This window comes from Stenotrophomonas sp. ZAC14D2_NAIMI4_7, assembly GCF_003086675.1.
Lineage (GTDB): Bacteria > Pseudomonadota > Gammaproteobacteria > Xanthomonadales > Xanthomonadaceae > Stenotrophomonas.
Genome location: NZ_CP025995.1, coordinates 4,052,796 through 4,066,796, shown reverse-complemented (window position 1 = coordinate 4,066,796; position 14,001 = coordinate 4,052,796). Strand labels below are relative to the sequence as shown.

General features: G+C 67.4%; 16 protein-coding genes. 6 read left to right on the top strand and 10 right to left on the bottom strand.

Annotation, left to right across the window (positions count from 1 at the left end; genetic code table 11):
• Positions 1 to 40: 40 nt before the first annotated feature.
• Entirely contained in the window at positions 41 to 559 is a 519-nt protein-coding gene (locus tag C1922_RS18495) for a hypothetical protein (RefSeq protein WP_108751107.1), read from the bottom strand.
• Positions 560 to 681: 122 nt separating this feature from the next.
• Between C1922_RS18495 and C1922_RS18490 the strand changes: the two genes are divergently transcribed.
• Positions 682 to 1,323, top strand: a complete 642-nt coding sequence (locus C1922_RS18490; protein WP_108751106.1) for a hypothetical protein — start codon at positions 682 to 684, stop codon at positions 1,321 to 1,323.
• A 72-nt stretch (positions 1,324 to 1,395) separates the two neighbouring features.
• The gene (locus tag C1922_RS18485; RefSeq protein ID WP_108751105.1) at positions 1,396 to 2,352 is read left to right on the top strand and encodes a sodium:calcium antiporter; all 957 of its coding nucleotides are present in this window, start codon (positions 1,396 to 1,398) and stop codon (positions 2,350 to 2,352) included.
• 49 nt (positions 2,353 to 2,401) lie between these two features.
• Here C1922_RS18485 and C1922_RS18480 read toward each other — a convergent pair whose 3' ends face one another.
• The 8 genes from C1922_RS18480 to C1922_RS18445 all read right to left on the bottom strand — a co-directional run bounded on the left by C1922_RS18480 (position 2,402) and on the right by C1922_RS18445 (position 10,221).
• A complete protein-coding gene (locus C1922_RS18480; protein WP_108751104.1) occupies positions 2,402 to 2,788 on the bottom strand; it encodes a Na+/H+ antiporter subunit G in 387 nt (128 codons plus the stop codon).
• A complete protein-coding gene (locus C1922_RS18475) occupies positions 2,785 to 3,069 on the bottom strand; it encodes a K+/H+ antiporter subunit F (RefSeq protein WP_006399171.1) in 285 nt (94 codons plus the stop codon). Before C1922_RS18475 ends, C1922_RS18480 begins: the two co-directional genes overlap by 4 nt.
• On the bottom strand, positions 3,066 to 3,572 hold the full coding sequence (locus tag C1922_RS18470; RefSeq protein ID WP_108751103.1) for a Na+/H+ antiporter subunit E: 507 nt from the start codon (positions 3,570 to 3,572) through the stop codon (positions 3,066 to 3,068). The genes C1922_RS18475 and C1922_RS18470 overlap by 4 nt, the downstream gene beginning before the upstream one ends.
• The gene (locus C1922_RS18465) at positions 3,569 to 5,104 is read right to left on the bottom strand and encodes a monovalent cation/H+ antiporter subunit D (RefSeq protein WP_108751102.1); all 1,536 of its coding nucleotides are present in this window, start codon (positions 5,102 to 5,104) and stop codon (positions 3,569 to 3,571) included. Before C1922_RS18465 ends, C1922_RS18470 begins: the two co-directional genes overlap by 4 nt.
• On the bottom strand, positions 5,101 to 5,478 hold the full coding sequence (locus tag C1922_RS18460; protein ID WP_108751101.1) for a Na+/H+ antiporter subunit C: 378 nt from the start codon (positions 5,476 to 5,478) through the stop codon (positions 5,101 to 5,103). Before C1922_RS18460 ends, C1922_RS18465 begins: the two co-directional genes overlap by 4 nt.
• A complete protein-coding gene (locus C1922_RS18455; RefSeq protein WP_108751100.1) occupies positions 5,478 to 8,306 on the bottom strand; it encodes a monovalent cation/H+ antiporter subunit A in 2,829 nt (942 codons plus the stop codon). The genes C1922_RS18460 and C1922_RS18455 overlap by 1 nt, the downstream gene beginning before the upstream one ends.
• Before the next feature lie 339 nt (positions 8,307 to 8,645).
• Positions 8,646 to 9,131 (bottom strand): Mpo1-like protein, encoded by a 486-nt coding sequence (locus C1922_RS18450; protein WP_108751099.1) that lies wholly within the window; start codon positions 9,129 to 9,131, stop codon positions 8,646 to 8,648.
• Between the two features lie 163 nt (positions 9,132 to 9,294).
• Positions 9,295 to 10,221, bottom strand: coding sequence for a phosphoribosylaminoimidazolesuccinocarboxamide synthase (locus C1922_RS18445; protein ID WP_199912198.1), 927 nt, complete (start codon positions 10,219 to 10,221; stop codon positions 9,295 to 9,297).
• Positions 10,222 to 10,362: 141 nt separating this feature from the next.
• Here C1922_RS18445 and C1922_RS18440 point away from each other — a divergent pair, with 141 nt between their 5' ends.
• The 4 genes from C1922_RS18440 to yegS all read left to right on the top strand — a co-directional run bounded on the left by C1922_RS18440 (position 10,363) and on the right by yegS (position 13,115).
• Positions 10,363 to 10,692, top strand: a complete 330-nt coding sequence (locus tag C1922_RS18440) for a DnaJ domain-containing protein (RefSeq protein WP_107232903.1) — start codon at positions 10,363 to 10,365, stop codon at positions 10,690 to 10,692.
• 32 nt (positions 10,693 to 10,724) lie between these two features.
• Positions 10,725 to 11,402 carry a ribulose-phosphate 3-epimerase gene (gene rpe, locus C1922_RS18435; protein WP_108751097.1) on the top strand — a complete coding sequence of 226 codons (678 nt, stop codon included), beginning with the start codon at positions 10,725 to 10,727 and terminating at the stop codon, positions 11,400 to 11,402.
• A gap of 12 nt (positions 11,403 to 11,414) precedes the next feature.
• Positions 11,415 to 11,897: a GNAT family N-acetyltransferase gene (locus C1922_RS18430; protein ID WP_108751652.1), complete on the top strand. Its 483-nt coding sequence runs from the start codon at positions 11,415 to 11,417 to the stop codon at positions 11,895 to 11,897.
• A gap of 285 nt (positions 11,898 to 12,182) precedes the next feature.
• Positions 12,183 to 13,115, top strand: coding sequence for a lipid kinase YegS (gene yegS / locus C1922_RS18425; RefSeq protein ID WP_108751096.1), 933 nt, complete (start codon positions 12,183 to 12,185; stop codon positions 13,113 to 13,115).
• 8 nt (positions 13,116 to 13,123) lie between these two features.
• On the opposite strand, the gene C1922_RS18420 is transcribed toward yegS, so the two are convergent.
• Positions 13,124 to 13,990 (bottom strand): ankyrin repeat domain-containing protein, encoded by an 867-nt coding sequence (locus tag C1922_RS18420; protein WP_159092026.1) that lies wholly within the window; start codon positions 13,988 to 13,990, stop codon positions 13,124 to 13,126.
• Between the last annotated feature and the right edge of the window lie 11 nt (positions 13,991 to 14,001).

The following is a 14,001-nucleotide window of genomic DNA, read 5'->3' as shown; positions in this document are numbered from 1 at the left end:
GGATTTGCCGGTCGATGATGCGTGGATATCGTTTGCCGTATCAGGCGCTGACCGCAAACCCCTCGCAATGCTCCAACGGCAGAGCCTCCAACAGGCGCTGCCGCACGCGCTCGCAGTAGCGCTCCGAGGTCATGCCAGGCAGCACGCCCAGCGCGGCGCGCAGCACGGCCAGCACTTGGTCTTCCGCGCGCGCCTGCTGCAGGTCGCGGAACAGCGCTGCAGCCTGCGGGTGCCGCTGCATCTCCAGGATGCCCAGCAGATAGATGCGCGCGGCCGCCAACGAGCGGCGGCGCTCGACCCCGGTCGGGGGCGGCGCAGGGTTGCGTGCAGGCGCTACCGGCGGTGCCATAGCAACCGCCGCTTCCGGCCCGGTCTGCAGATAGCCGCCCTGGATCAGCTGGATCACCATGGCGGGTGCCTCCTGGCCGATCAGGCCGGTCAGATCGGCAATGCTGCGCTGGCCGTCGCACAGGATCAGCAGCCGGCGCTGGCGCATGTCCAGCGGTGCGCGGTGGGCCTGCAGCGCGGTTCGGGCGAGGTCGGTCTTGCGCGGTTGCATGGAAGGACAGCCAAGTCGGTGCACGCCGAGCCTGAACGGGCGGCATGAAACGGCGATGACAATGCAGCGCCTGCACGCGCGCTGCGCTAGCGTGCCTGCACACCGCGCCCAGGAAACCACCCATGAAACACCTGCCCCTGGCTGGCCTGCTGCTGTTGTCGCTGGCCGCCTGCAACCGCTCCCCGGAACCGACCGCAGCGGCCGAACCTGCCGCCACTGCTCCAGCCAAGGATGCCTCGGTGCCCGCCGATGCCGACCTGGCCACGGCCTCGCCGGTGGACCCGCGCAGTGACAGCCCGGCGCGGCTGGACGGCTTTGGCGGCGTGATGCTGGGCGCCGGCATTGCCGAGGTGCGCAGCGGCTATGGCAGCCCCCTGCAGGGGCTGGGCACCGATGCCGCCGGCAAGCCGCTGCCGGCCGATGACAGCAATGACGGCTGCTATTTCCTGCGCCCGCAGGATGCCGAAGACCCGCGCCTGATGATCGAAGGCCGCAAGCTGGTGCGCTACGACGTGCGCAGCAGCGCCATCGTGGCTCCCGGCGGTGGCCGGGTGGGCATGACCTTGGGCGAGCTGCAGACCCTGTACCCGGATCGCGGCGACGTGGTGCCGGACAAGTATGACGACAAGGCCCAGCACCTGCGGGTGCGCCCGGCGCAGGAGGGCGGGGCGGTGGTCGACTTCGCGCTGGGCGCCGACGGCAAGGTGGGCGGCTGGCGGGTAGGCAAGACCCCGCAGGTGGATTACGCCGAAGGCTGCGGCTGAACCTTGATCCGCGGCGCCCCGGTCGCGGGGCGCCGCGCGTAGAATCGCGCCACGACCGCTGGGGAGTGCTCGATGATCGTCATAGCCATTGCCTGGTTCCTGCTCGGCCTGCTGTTGCTGGCCCTGGGCGGGGACTCCATCGTCAAGGCCGTATCTGGCCTGGCCCAGCGTTTCGGCGCCAGTGCCTTCACCGCCGGCCTGTTGTTGCTGGGCGTTGCCACCTCTCTGCCGGAACTGGCGGTCAATGCGCGCGCGCTGCTGGTTGGCCAGCCTGAGCTGGCGCTGGGCAACGCGGTGGGCAGCAGCATTGCCAACCTGGGCCTGACCCTGGCCGTGGCCGCCATTGCCGCGCCCTTGTTGCTGCGCGCGCGCCTGCAGACCGTGCTGTGGTGGTCATTGCTGGCGGCGGCGCTGCTGCTGATGGTGTTCGGCCTGGATGGTCGCCTGCAGCGCTGGGAGGCCGGTGTTCTGGTGGCCGGCTTCGTGGTCGTGCAGGCCGTGCTGCTGCGCCGTGGGCGCCTGGAAGGCCCTGAGGTGCAGGTGGTCATCGCCGAATCCGCACTCAGCCGCACCAGCCTGCCGTTGAACGTGCTGCGGGTGCTGATCGCCGCGCTGACGCTGTACTGGGGCGCGCGGCTGGTGGTCGGTGCGGCGGCGGACTTCGGCAGCGCCCTGGGCTGGTCGCCGCTGCTGGTGGGCCTGCTTCCGGTGGCGATCGGCACCGCTCTGCCGGAGGTGGCCGCAGCCATCGCCGCCGCGCGTCGTGGTCATGGCGACATGGTGCTGGGCCATGTGCTGGGTTCCAGCGTGGTAAACCTGCTGCTGGTGATCGGCGCGATGGGGTTGCTGCAGCCGCTGGCACTGCCGGCCTCGTTCGTGCGCCTGGAACTGCCGGCGCTGCTGGCCTTCGCCCTGGTGCTGTACCCGATGCTGCGCGGCGACCTGAAGATCAGCCGCGTGGAAGGCGCCATCCTGCTGGGCGCGTTCGTAGCGTGGGTCGGGTTGGAAATCGCCTTGACCAGCGCGTGATCCAGGACCGTGCCGACCAACGGTCGGCACCCACCATGGGCACCCACCCTCAGCGCGCGGTGGTTTCCTCTTCCCGCTCCGGTTCCGGCGGCGGCAACTGCTCTTCGGCGGCGCGCTCGTTGCCTGGCAGGCTGGGCCGGGTTTCCATCAGCAGCGACAGCGCGGCCTTGGCCATCAGATGTGCGCTGATCGGCGCGGTGATGAACAGGAACACGGTGATCAGCAGCTCGCGCGGCTGCGGGTCCTGGCCCAGGAAGATGTGGTAGCACACCGAACACACCAGCACGCAGCCCACGCCCAGCGTGCTGGCCTTGGTCGGCGCATGCAGGCGCTTGAAGAAGGTGGACAGCTTCACCAGCCCCAGCGCGCCCACCAGGATGAAGAAGCAGCCGAACAGCAGCAGCACCGACAGCGCGATCTGGATGAAGGTGATCATTCGACGATGTCCCGCCGCAGCACGAACTTGCTCAGCACCACCGTGCTGCCGAAGCCCAGCATGGCGATCACCAGCGCCGCTTCGAAATAGATGGCCGAATTGAGGTACATGCCGAACAGCATCAGCTCGGCGATGGCAGTCACCGACAGGGTGTCCAGCGCCAGGATGCGGTCGGGCACGGTGGGCCCGCGCAGCAGGCGCCAGGTGGCCAGCAGCATGGCCAGGCCGACCACGTGCATGCACACCACCAGGGTGGTCTGGATGATCTGGAATCCAGTCATGGGAAGATCTCCATCAACGGGGCTTCGTAACGGCGCTTGATCGTGTCGATCAGCTCCTGCGGGTCGTCCAGGTGCAGCACGTGCACCAGCAGGAAGCGGCGGTCGTCGCTCAACGCGGCCGATACCGTGCCGGGGGTCAGGGTGATCATGCTGGTCAGCGCGGCGATGCCGTGGATGTTGGCGATGTCCAGCGGCAACCAGATGAAACCGGGGTGGATGTTCTTCTCCGGCCCCAGCACCTGGATCGCCACCCGGATGTTGGACACCAGGATGTCCCACAGGGTGACGAACAGCAGCTTGGGCACCGGCCGCAGCGTGCCGATGCGGGCGAATTCGCGGTCCAGGCGCGCGGCGAACAGCGGCACCACCACGCCCAGCACCAGGCCCAGCACGATCTGGCCCAGGGTGAAGCTGTCGGACATCAGCACCCAGAACGCCACCACCATGATGCTCAGGGCGGGCGAGGGGATGATGCGGCGGAACAACGAGCGCTGTGCGTTCATGGCTGGCGGATCTCCGGCGTGGTCGCACGCAGTTGCTGCACGTACTCGCCCGGCTGCAGCAGCTGCGCAGCGATGGCATCGGTGTGGCGCATCAGCGGGGCAGCGCCCAGGGTCATGCCGATGCCATAGGCCAGCAGCAGGCAGGCGGCATACAGCTCGACGCGGCGCAGCGGCGCCTTGCGCGGCGGCGGCAGCGCCGGGTCTGGTGCCGGCACGCGCCAGAACAGGCGGATGCCACCGCGGGTCAGGCCCATGATGACCAGCAGGCTGCTGACCAGCACCGCCGTCCACACCACGCCGGTGTACTGCGCCGGCATGCCGGCCAGCAGTGCGGCCTTGGCCAGGAAACCGGACAGCGGCGGCAGGCCGGCCACCGATACCGCGCCGATCAGGAACAGCACCGCTGGCGTTTCCTTGCCCGGCATCGGCGCCACCACTTCCTTGCGGTCGCTGGCACCGCCGCGGCGGCGCCGGATCAGGTCGGCCACCAGGAACAGTGCTGCGGCCACGAAGCTGCTGTGCGGCAGGTAGTACAGGCCGGCGGACAGCACCCGCGGCGTGCCCACCGCGAAGGCAATGAACAGCGTGGCCGCCGAGACGATCACCAGGTAGGAGATCAGCACGCGCAGGCGGGTGGCGGCCAGGGCGCCCAGACCACCCAGCACCAGGGTGGCCACGCCGGCCCACAGCAGCCAGTCGCGGCCGTAGCCGGCCATCGCCCCGGCATCCTCGCCGAACCACAGCATCTGGATGCGCAGCACCGCATACAGGCCCACCTTGGTCATGATCGCAAACAGTGCGGCCACCGCGGCCGGCGCGCGCGAATAGGCCTCGGGCAGCCACAGGTACAGCGGCATCAGTGCGGCCTTGGCGCAGAACACCAGCAGCAACAGGCCCATGGTGGCCTTCACCAGGGTCAGCTGCGCCGGCGGCACCTGCGCGATGCGCTGCGACAGCTCGGCCATGTTCAGCGAGCCCAGCGAGGCGTACAGCAGGCCCAGCGCGATCAGGAACAGGGTGGAGGCAGTGACGTTGAACACCACGTAATGCAGGCCGATGCGCATGCGCAGGCCGCGGCCGCCGCTCAGCAGCAGACCGTAGGAGGCGATCAGCATCACCTCGAAGAACACGAACAGATTGAAGATGTCGCCGGTCAGGAACGCACCGTTCAGGCCCACCAGCTGGAACTGGAACAGCGCATGGAAGTGCGGTGCGCGCCGGTCCCAGCCCGAACACGCATGCAGCAGGCAGGGAATGGCCAGCAGCAGGGTGGTCAGCAGCATCCACGCCGACAGGCGGTCGCCCACCAGCGCGATGCCCAGCCGCGCCGGCCAGTCGCCCAGCAGATAGACCTGGATATCACCGCCGGCGGTGGCGGCAAACAGCAGGCCCACCACCAGCGCCAGCGCGCCCAGTGCGGTCCACGCGACCGCGCGCTGCACCTTCGGGCCATAGCGGCGGTGTTCGACGAACAGCGAAAGCGCAGCGCCCAGCAGCGGAACCAGGATCGGCAGGATCACCACATGGTTCATGCCTGGTCCTCGCCCCGGCGCGTCGGTGCGTCGTCATCCGGTTCGTGGGCGTCCACGTGGTCACTGTGGTTGTCGCTGCGGCTGCGCATGGCCAGCACGATGCTGACCGCGGTCATCGCAAAGGCGATCACGATCGCGGTCAGCACCAGCGCCTGCGGCAGCGGGTCGGTGTAGTTGCCCAGGTGGCTGTCCATGCCTTCCTGCAGCACCGGCGCCTTGCCCTGCACCACGCGGCCACCAGCGAAGATCAGCAGGTTGGTGGCGTAGGACAGGAAGGTCATGCCCAGGATCACATCGAAGCTGCGCGCGCGCAGCAGCAGGTAGATACCGATGGCGGTCAGTACGCCGATCGCGGTGGCCAGGGCCAGTTCCATCAATGCATCTCCCCGGTCAGGGCCGAACGGCGTTGCAGATCGATCTCGCCCTTCCGCGCAATGCGGGTGCGCGACGGCTTGATCGTGCCCATCATCGACAGCATCAGCATGGCGCCGCCGAACACCACCAGGTACACGCCGATATCGAAACCAATCGCGCTGGCCAGCGGCACCTCGCCGATCAGCGGCAGGTGCAGGTCGATATGCCCGCTGGTCAGGAACGGCACGCCGAACAACATGGAGGCGCAGCCGCTGAGCAGGGCGATCAGCAGGCCGGCGCCGATGCAGCGGATGTAGTCGAAGCCGAAGCGCGATTCCACCGACGCCGAGCCCTGGATCACGTACTGGATCAGCAGCGGCACCGCCAGCACCAGGCCGGCAATGAAGCCGCCGCCGGGCGCGTTGTGGCCGCGCAGGAACAGGAAGATCGACACCGTCAGGGTGAGCGGGAACATGATCTGGGCCAGATCGGCCGGCACCGGCAGCTTGATCGGCGGGCCCGGCATGATCTGCTCCGGCGCCATGCGGGTACGCCGCAGCAGGGCGTGCACCACCAGCGCGGCGATGCCGAACACGGTGATCTCGCCGAAGGTATCGAAGCCGCGGAAGTCCACCAGGATCACGTTCACCACATTCTGGCCGTAGGCCTCGGGCAGCGAGCGCGCCAGCATTTCGCCGGCCATGGTGTTCGGCGGCAGGGTCATGGCGGTGTAGGCCAGCGCACCCAGGCCGGCACCGGCGATGATGGCGATCACCGCATCGCGGCGCTTGCGCCAGCGCGGCCGCTCGGGGCCGGACTGTGCAGGCAGGTAGTTCATGCCCAGCAGCATCAGCACCAGGGTCACCATCTCCACCAGCAGCTGGGTCAGGGCCAGGTCCGGTGCGGACAGGAACACGAAGGTCAGGGCGACCATCAGGCCCACGCCGCCCACCAGCAGCACCGCCAGCAGGCGCTGCTTGTAGATGCGCAGGGTGGCCACCGCGCAGCCCATCATCACCAGCCACAGTGCCCAGCCCAGCAGCGGAATGGGCTGCGGCCTGGTCCAGTTGGGCGAGCCCGGGTTGGCCACGAACGGCGCCGCGCCCACCACCACCGCCACCAGCACCAGGCCCAGCAGCATGCGCTGCAGGCTGCCGTTGGCAATGCCGTTGGTCAGGCGCATGGCCAGCGCGGAAAGCGCGTCCAGCTGCGCATGGAAGACGTTGCGGCCGGTGGCGGTGTTCTGCACCCCGTGCAGGTTGATCAGCCTGCGCAGCCCGAAATACAGCGCCACGCCGCCCACCACGCCCACCGCGCTCATTGCCAGCGGCAGGTTGAACCCATGCCAGACCGACAGACTGTACTCGGGCATGGCATTGCCCAGGATGGCCGCCGCACCGGCGTGCAGCACCGGGGCGATGGTCAGCGCCGGGGCAACGCCCACCGCCACGCAGATCACCACCAGGATCTCCACCGGCACCTTCATCCAGCGCGGCGGCTCATGCGGCACGTGGTCCAGGTCGTGCGGGCCATCGCCGAAGAAGGTGTCGTGCACGAAGCGCAGGCTGTAGGCCACGCCGAACACGCCTGCCAGCAGCGCAGCGATCGATACCGCCGTGCGCATGGTGCCCGGGCCACCGGCGGTGAGCGCCTCGGCAAACAGCATTTCCTTGGACAGGAAGCCATTGAGCAGCGGAATGCCGGCCATCGCCAGCGAGGCAATGATGGCCAGCGCACTGGTGAACGGCATCAACCTGCGCAGGCCACCCAGGCGGCGCATGTCGCGGGTGCCGGTCTCGTGGTCGATGATGCCGGCGGCCATGAACAACGACGCCTTGAACGTGGCGTGGTTGAGGATATGGAACACACCGGCCACCACCGCCATCGGCGTGGACAGGCCGAACAGCAGGGTGATCAGGCCCAGGTGGGAAATGGTCGAATAGGCCAGCAGGCCCTTCAGGTCGTGCTGGAAGATCGCGTTCCAGGCACCGATCAGCAGGGTGAGCGCACCAATGCCACTGACCGTGTAGAAGAACAGATCGCTGCCGGCCAGCGCCGGGTGCAGGCGGGCCAGAAGGAACACGCCGGCCTTTACCATGGTGGCCGAATGCAGGTAGGCCGACACCGGGGTGGGGGCGGCCATCGCGTGCGGCAGCCAGAAATGGAACGGGAACTGCGCGCTCTTGGTGAAGATGCCGGCCAGCACCAGGAACAGCGCATACGGGTACAGCGCACTGGCGCGGATCTGCTCGCCGGCGGCCAGCACCACGTCCAGGTCGAAGCTGCCGACGATGCGGCCGATCAGCAGCACGCCACCGAGCAGGGCCAGGCCACCGCCACCGGTGATCACCAGCGCCATGCGCGCGCCCTCGCGGGCGTCCTGCCGGTGTGACCAGAAGCCGATCAGCAGGAACGAGCTGATGCTGGTCATTTCCCAGAAGATCATCAGCAACAGCAGGTTGCCGGAGATCACCATGCCCAGCATGGCGCCCATGAACAGCAGCAGGTAGCAGTAGAAGCGGTGGGCGTTGTCCTGGCTGCTCAGGTAGTAGCGCGCATACAGCACCACCAGCGCGCCGATGCCCAGCACCATGCCGGCGAACATCCAGGCCAGGCCATCCAGGCGCAGGGCGAAATCCAGCCCGATCTGCGGCAGCCAGGGCACCACGCTGCGCACCACCTGGCCATCCATCACCGCTGGGGTCAGCCAGCCAAGAATGGCCAGCCCGCCCAACGGCGCCAGCGCCGCCAGCCAGGCAGCAGTGGTGCGCGAACTACGGGGGAAGGCGGCAACGGCCGCTGCCATCAGGAACGGCAGGGCCAGCAGCAGGGGCAGGCTGGGGAGCATGCAGGGAATCCATGATTCACGAGCAGGTCAGTGAGTCTAACAGTCAGTCAAATGTCGCCGAAACCCATGTAACGGCGACAAACAGCATGTAACGTGCGGTATTCATGTTTTTTGCGGTGCAATAGGGGGCGTTTGCGGCCTTGCCGGGTACGTGTGGCGGCTTTGCCGAATCGGCCCCTACGCCCGCGCACGGAAGGGCGCAGGCCCTGTACCGCAGGGGCTGCGGGTTCACATGGGTCGGCAACGGATGGGTTCAGCCACGGCCTGCCCGGCAGCGTGGCAGGCAGGGCGTACAGCCACAGTGAGCGCGCGGCCCCGTTCAGGAAAGCCGCGCGGCGCTCAGTAGCGCCAGTCCAGCTTGCGGTACAGCTTGGCCATCACCCAGGCCGGGCCGATCAGCAGGTAGGTCAGATCGGTCAGGAAGCTGGGCTTGCGGCCTTCGAACTTGTGGCCGATGAACTGGGCGATCCAAGCCACCACGAACACGCCCAGCGCCAGCCAGCGCAGCGCATGCAGGCCGATTTCGGCTTCCAGCAGGCGGCACAGGCTGCCGAACACGAAGAACTGGATGAGCATGCCGATGCCCAGCGGGCGCGACAGCTTGTTGTAGAAGCACCAGGCGCTGAACATCGCGAAGGCCGACCAGATGCCGTACTGGAACCAGGTGATCAGCGGCGGCACGCACCACAGCAGGGCCACCACCGACCACAGGATGGCCGGCACCGCCACCACATGGATGGCCTGGTTGATCGGGTTCTGGTGGTCGTCGGAATAGCTGGCGAAGTAGCGGTCGATCGGCCGCGCAAGCTGGGTGGTGGTCTGCATGCCGCCAGCATACTCCGGCCGGGCCGCACGGTGCGGGGGACATCCGCAGGGTAGGGTCGACCGTTGGTCGACCATCGCGCGCAGCGCGGGGTTCAGCGGATCCGGGCGAATTGGTCGCCCCGAGCAGAACGCCCCCGACCTTCCGGCCGGGGGCGCAGGGGCATCAGTCGATGCTGATCCCGGCCAGGCGCTGCAGCGCCTCGGCGTACTTGGCGCGGGTGCGCTCGATGATTTCCGCCGGGATGTTCGGGCCCGGGGCGGTCTTGCCCCAGTCCAGCGTCTCCAGGTAATCACGCACGAACTGCTTGTCGTAGCTCGGCGGGCTGGTGCCCACTTCGTACTCGTCGGCCGGCCAGTAGCGCGAGGAATCCGGCGTCAGCATCTCGTCCATGATGTACAGGCGGCCATCGGCATCGGTACCGAACTCGAACTTGGTATCGGCCAGGATGATGCCGCGCTCGCGGGCGTAGTCCGCCGCGAACTTGTAGATGCGCAGGGTGGCATCGCGCACGCGCTCGGCCAGCTCCGCACCCACCTGCTTGACCATCGCATCGAAATCGATGTTCTCGTCATGGTCGCCCACGGCGGCCTTGGTCGAAGGGGTGAAGATCGGCTCGGGCAGCTGCTCGGCCTGGCGCAGGCCGTCGGGCAGATCGATGCCGCTCACCTTGCCGGTGCGCTGGTAGTCCTTCCAGCCGCTGCCGATCAGGTAGCCGCGGGCGATCGCTTCCACCGGCACCGGCTTCAGCTTGCGGGTGACCACCGCGCGCTTGGCATACAGGGCCGGGTCCACACCCTCGGGCAGAACGCTGGCCACGTCGATGCCGGTCAGGTGGTTGGGCATCAGGTGCGCAGTCTTGGCGAACCAGAAATTGGACACCTGGCAGAGCATCTCGCCCTTGCCCGGAATCGGGTCGGGCAGCACCACGTCGAACGCCGACAGGCGATCGGTGGCCACCATCAGCAGGTAATCGCCCGGCGGGGTGCCTGCCGGCAGCCGCTCGCGCGGGATATCGAACACATCACGCACCTTGCCGCGATGGCGCAAGGGCAGGCCGGGGAGATCGGATTGCAACAGCGTGGTCGGCACGGGCACTCCTGGGGCTTCGTCGATACGGCTGCCCAGCGGACCCGGCGGGCCCGCTGACCAGCGGGCGGCCTAGTGTAAAGCGGTCCGGGCCCGCTGTGACGTAAAATGATGGTCCATTTCGTCGGTCACCCCCGGAACGCCATGCGCTGGTACGGAAAACTGCTCGGATTCATCGCCGGGGCCCTGCTGTTCCGGCCCAATCCGCTGTTCGGGGCAGTGGTGGGCCTGCTGCTGGGCCACGCCTTCGACAGCGACTGGTTCCGCCTGAACAAGGAAAACCCGTACCGGGAGCTGGGGCTGACCTCCGAGGCCACCGATGCCGAGATCGAGCGCGCCTACCGCAAGCTGATTTCCCAGTACCACCCTGACAAGCTGGGTGGCGCCGCCCCCGAGCTGCAGCAGCAGGCCGAACAGAAGTCGCGGCGCATCAATGCCGCCTACGACCGCATCAAGACCCTGCGCAAGCGCTGAACCCCTTTCCCCTCGTGCCCAAGGCCCCGGCCATGTCCAACTGCCTCATCGCCCCGTCCATCCTGTCCGCCGATTTCGCCCGCCTGGGCGAGGAAGTGGACAACGTCCTGGCCGCCGGTGCGGACTGGGTCCATTTCGATGTGATGGACAACCACTACGTGCCGAACCTGACCATCGGCCCGATGGTCTGCCAGGCGCTGCGCAAGCACGGCGTCACCGCGCCGATCGACGTGCACCTGATGGTCGAGCCGGTGGACCGCATCATTCCCGATTTCGCCGAGGCCGGTGCCACCTACATCAGCTTCCACCCGGAAGCGAGCCGCCACGTGCACCGCACCATCCAGCTGATCCGCTCGCTGGGCTGCAAGCCGGGCATCGTGCTGAACCCGGCCACCCCGGTGGACATCCTGGACTGGGTGCTGGACGACCTGGACCTGGTGCTGCTGATGTCGGTCAACCCGGGCTTCGGCGGCCAGGCCTTCATTCCCTCGGCGCTGGACAAGCTGCGCGTGGTGCGCCAGAAGATCGATGCCAGCGGCAAGGACATCCGCCTGGAGATCGACGGTGGCGTGAAGGCCGACAACATCGGTGCGATCGCCGCCGCCGGCGCCGACACCTTCGTGGCCGGCTCGGCCATCTTCAATGCCAAGACCAGCTACCAGGACGTGATCGCGCAGATGCGCGCGAATGTCGCTGCAGCGAGGGGCTGAGCCATGGCGACGGTGGCTGTGTTGAACATCCGTCCGGCCACCGTGGCCGATGCTGGCCTGATCCTGCACTTCATCCGCGAGCTGGCCATCTACGAGAAGGCCGAGCATTCGGTGCAGACCGATGAGATCGGCATCGCCGAGAGCCTGTTTGGCGCCGATGCGACCGCCCGCGCGCTGATCTGCGAAGCCGACGGCGAGGCCATCGGCTATGCGGTGTATTTCTACAACTACTCCACCTGGCTGGGCCGCAAGGGCATCTACCTGGAAGACCTGTACATCAGCCCGGAAAAGCGCGGCGGCGGTGCCGGCAAGGCACTGCTGAAGTACATCGCGCGCCAGGCCGTGGCCGAAGGCTGCGGTCGTTTCGAATGGTCGGTGCTGGACTGGAATACTCCGGCCATCGAGTTCTATACCGCCGCCGGCGCCAGGCCGCAGGACGAGTGGACCGTGTACCGGCTGCAGGGCCAGGCCCTGCACGATTTCGCCAACGGTTGAGGCCTCTGGTAGGTGCGAACCTTGGTTCGCACGAAATCCAACCCGGTGGGTGCGAACCGCAACCCGGTAGGTGCGAACCTTGGTTCGCACTGCCCGCGCGCGAAAAAAAAGCCGCGCCAATCCCCGGCGCGGCTTCGCTGCATGCGTGGGAGGCTGATCCTGCCTCCATCCGTCATCCCTGCTATGGCCTTCCATTCTCCGGGCCATCCATGACACCTGAATGACATTCACCGCCGGCAAACGCGGCGTTGCTAGCCTGTGCCACCCCCCTCCCGGAAGCACTGCATGACCATCCCGCGCTGGCGCCTGATCCTCAACGGTAAATCCGCAGGCGACGACGACCTGCGCAGTGCCGTCGGCCATTGGCGGCAGCAGGGCGTACAGCTGGAAGTGCGGGTGACCTGGGAAGAGGGCGACGCCGAGCGCTACGTGGCCGAGGCCATCGACCATGGCGTGGACGTGATCGTGGCCGCCGGCGGCGATGGCACGCTCAGCGCCGTGGCCGAAACCCTGGCCCATCGCGATGAACCGGCCGAGGCGCTGCCCTCGCTGGCGCTGGTGCCGATGGGCACGGCCAATGATTTCGCCACTTCCGCCGGCATTCCCACCGAACCCCAGCAGGCCTTTGCATTGATCGGGCAGGCCGCCGCGCGCGCCGTGGACCTGCTGCGCGTGGACGCCGACGGGCGGGCCTGGTGGTGCGCCAACCTGGCCAGTGGCGGATTCGGCACCCAGGTGACCGTGGAAACCGATGCGGGTCTGAAAAAGATGCTGGGTGGGCTGGCCTACGTCATCACCGGCATCGCCAAACTGGGCCGCATCGAGCCGATCACCGCGCGCCTGTCCGGCCCGGATTTCGCATGGGAAGGCGGCTTCATCGCCCTGGGCATCGGCAACGGCCGCCAAGCCGGTGGCGGCCAGCAGCTGTGCCCGCAGGCACTGATCGATGACGGCCTGCTGGACGTGACCGTGGTGCCCGAACTGGAAGGCGAGGTGGCCGCCACGATTGGCCAGATGCTGACCGGTGGCAAGGAAGCCGCGCTGGAGCGCGTGGCAACGCGCGCACAGTTGCCGTGGCTGCAGATCGAGGCCCCGCAGGCGCTGACCTTGAACCTGGACGGCGAGCCGGTGCAGGCCCGCCGATTCCGAATCGACTGCGTGCCGGGCCGGGTGCGCATGCACCTGCCGGCTGGCTGCGAGCTGCTTTCCGGGGCTTGAGCTACGGGCTACAGCAGCGGGATGTCTTCTTCCCGGCTGGGGAACTTGAAGGCCTCCCGCTTTCTGCGGATGTGCTCGGGCATCGGCGGGCGTGGGATGTTGCGGTCAGCCAACCATTGCTGGCACTTCTTCTGCCACGGCAGGTTGTCGGGCGTGGTGATTTCCCAGTAGATGTCTTCGACCATCAGCTGACGGGCAGTCCTGCCCGATCCTTCCTGGACAGGTTGGGAGATGGTGGGATCTGCACCGTGCTCCAGCAGCCAGTAGGCATAGTCGAACCCACCTCTTCCTGTGTACCAGCTCAGGACGGTGTCATCGCCCAAGCTGCGGCGATTGGATTCATTTACATCTGCGCCGTTCTCCACCAGCGTCTGGACATTCTTCCATTGATTTCCGCTGATGAACGCTTGGTAGAGAAGCGTCTCATTGTTGATGTTGCGCGTATCGGGATTTCCGCCGTGCTTAAGCAGAAGATCCAGATAGCGCGCGTCGTCCATCTTCGCCGCGTAGACCATCGCGTTGTCAAAGTTGATCAACTGCCCGTTCATCTGCTTGGACTCGCGGGTGTTGGGGTTTGCACCGGCATCGAGCAGGGCTTTCAGTCCCTCGATGCTGCGAGCTCGCAGCGGCCATGCGATCAGGGGAATTCCGTCGCGCGATGAAAACGTCTTGTCCGGGTCGACGCCCTCGTCTTTGACAAGGTGACGTATGGCATCGGAGTCGCCGCCTTCGGCGGCAATCGCCAGCTGTAAAGCCTTGCCATCAAAGTAGCCCTCAGCGCCATGCATCGACTGGGGCGAGCACCCCGGGAGCATCGCGAGTGCTGCGGCCAAGATCAGGAGTGAAACGGTGAGGCGGAGCGGGTGACAGTCCATGTCCGATCTCC

Excerpts from the sequence above, each read along its gene's own strand:
- C1922_RS18495 (WP_108751107.1), bottom strand. The coding sequence starts at position 559 with ATGCAACCGCGCAAGACCGACCTCGCCCGAACCGCGCTGCAGGCCCAC.
- C1922_RS18480 (WP_108751104.1), bottom strand. The coding sequence starts at position 2,788 with ATGATCACCTTCATCCAGATCGCGCTGTCGGTGCTGCTGCTGTTCGGC.
- yegS (WP_108751096.1), top strand. The coding sequence starts at position 12,183 with ATGACCATCCCGCGCTGGCGCCTGATCCTCAACGGTAAATCCGCAGGC.
- C1922_RS18440 (WP_107232903.1), top strand. The coding sequence starts at position 10,363 with ATGCGCTGGTACGGAAAACTGCTCGGATTCATCGCCGGGGCCCTGCTG.
- C1922_RS18490 (WP_108751106.1), top strand. The coding sequence starts at position 682 with ATGAAACACCTGCCCCTGGCTGGCCTGCTGCTGTTGTCGCTGGCCGCC.
- C1922_RS18460 (WP_108751101.1), bottom strand. The coding sequence starts at position 5,478 with ATGGAACTGGCCCTGGCCACCGCGATCGGCGTACTGACCGCCATCGGT.
- C1922_RS18485 (WP_108751105.1), top strand. The coding sequence starts at position 1,396 with ATGATCGTCATAGCCATTGCCTGGTTCCTGCTCGGCCTGCTGTTGCTG.
- C1922_RS18475 (WP_006399171.1), bottom strand. The coding sequence starts at position 3,069 with ATGACTGGATTCCAGATCATCCAGACCACCCTGGTGGTGTGCATGCAC.
- C1922_RS18470 (WP_108751103.1), bottom strand. The coding sequence starts at position 3,572 with ATGAACGCACAGCGCTCGTTGTTCCGCCGCATCATCCCCTCGCCCGCC.
- C1922_RS18455 (WP_108751100.1), bottom strand. The coding sequence starts at position 8,306 with ATGCTCCCCAGCCTGCCCCTGCTGCTGGCCCTGCCGTTCCTGATGGCA.
- C1922_RS18420 (WP_159092026.1), bottom strand. The coding sequence starts at position 13,990 with ATGGACTGTCACCCGCTCCGCCTCACCGTTTCACTCCTGATCTTGGCC.
- C1922_RS18450 (WP_108751099.1), bottom strand. The coding sequence starts at position 9,131 with ATGCAGACCACCACCCAGCTTGCGCGGCCGATCGACCGCTACTTCGCC.
- rpe (WP_108751097.1), top strand. The coding sequence starts at position 10,725 with ATGTCCAACTGCCTCATCGCCCCGTCCATCCTGTCCGCCGATTTCGCC.
- C1922_RS18465 (WP_108751102.1), bottom strand. The coding sequence starts at position 5,104 with ATGAACCATGTGGTGATCCTGCCGATCCTGGTTCCGCTGCTGGGCGCT.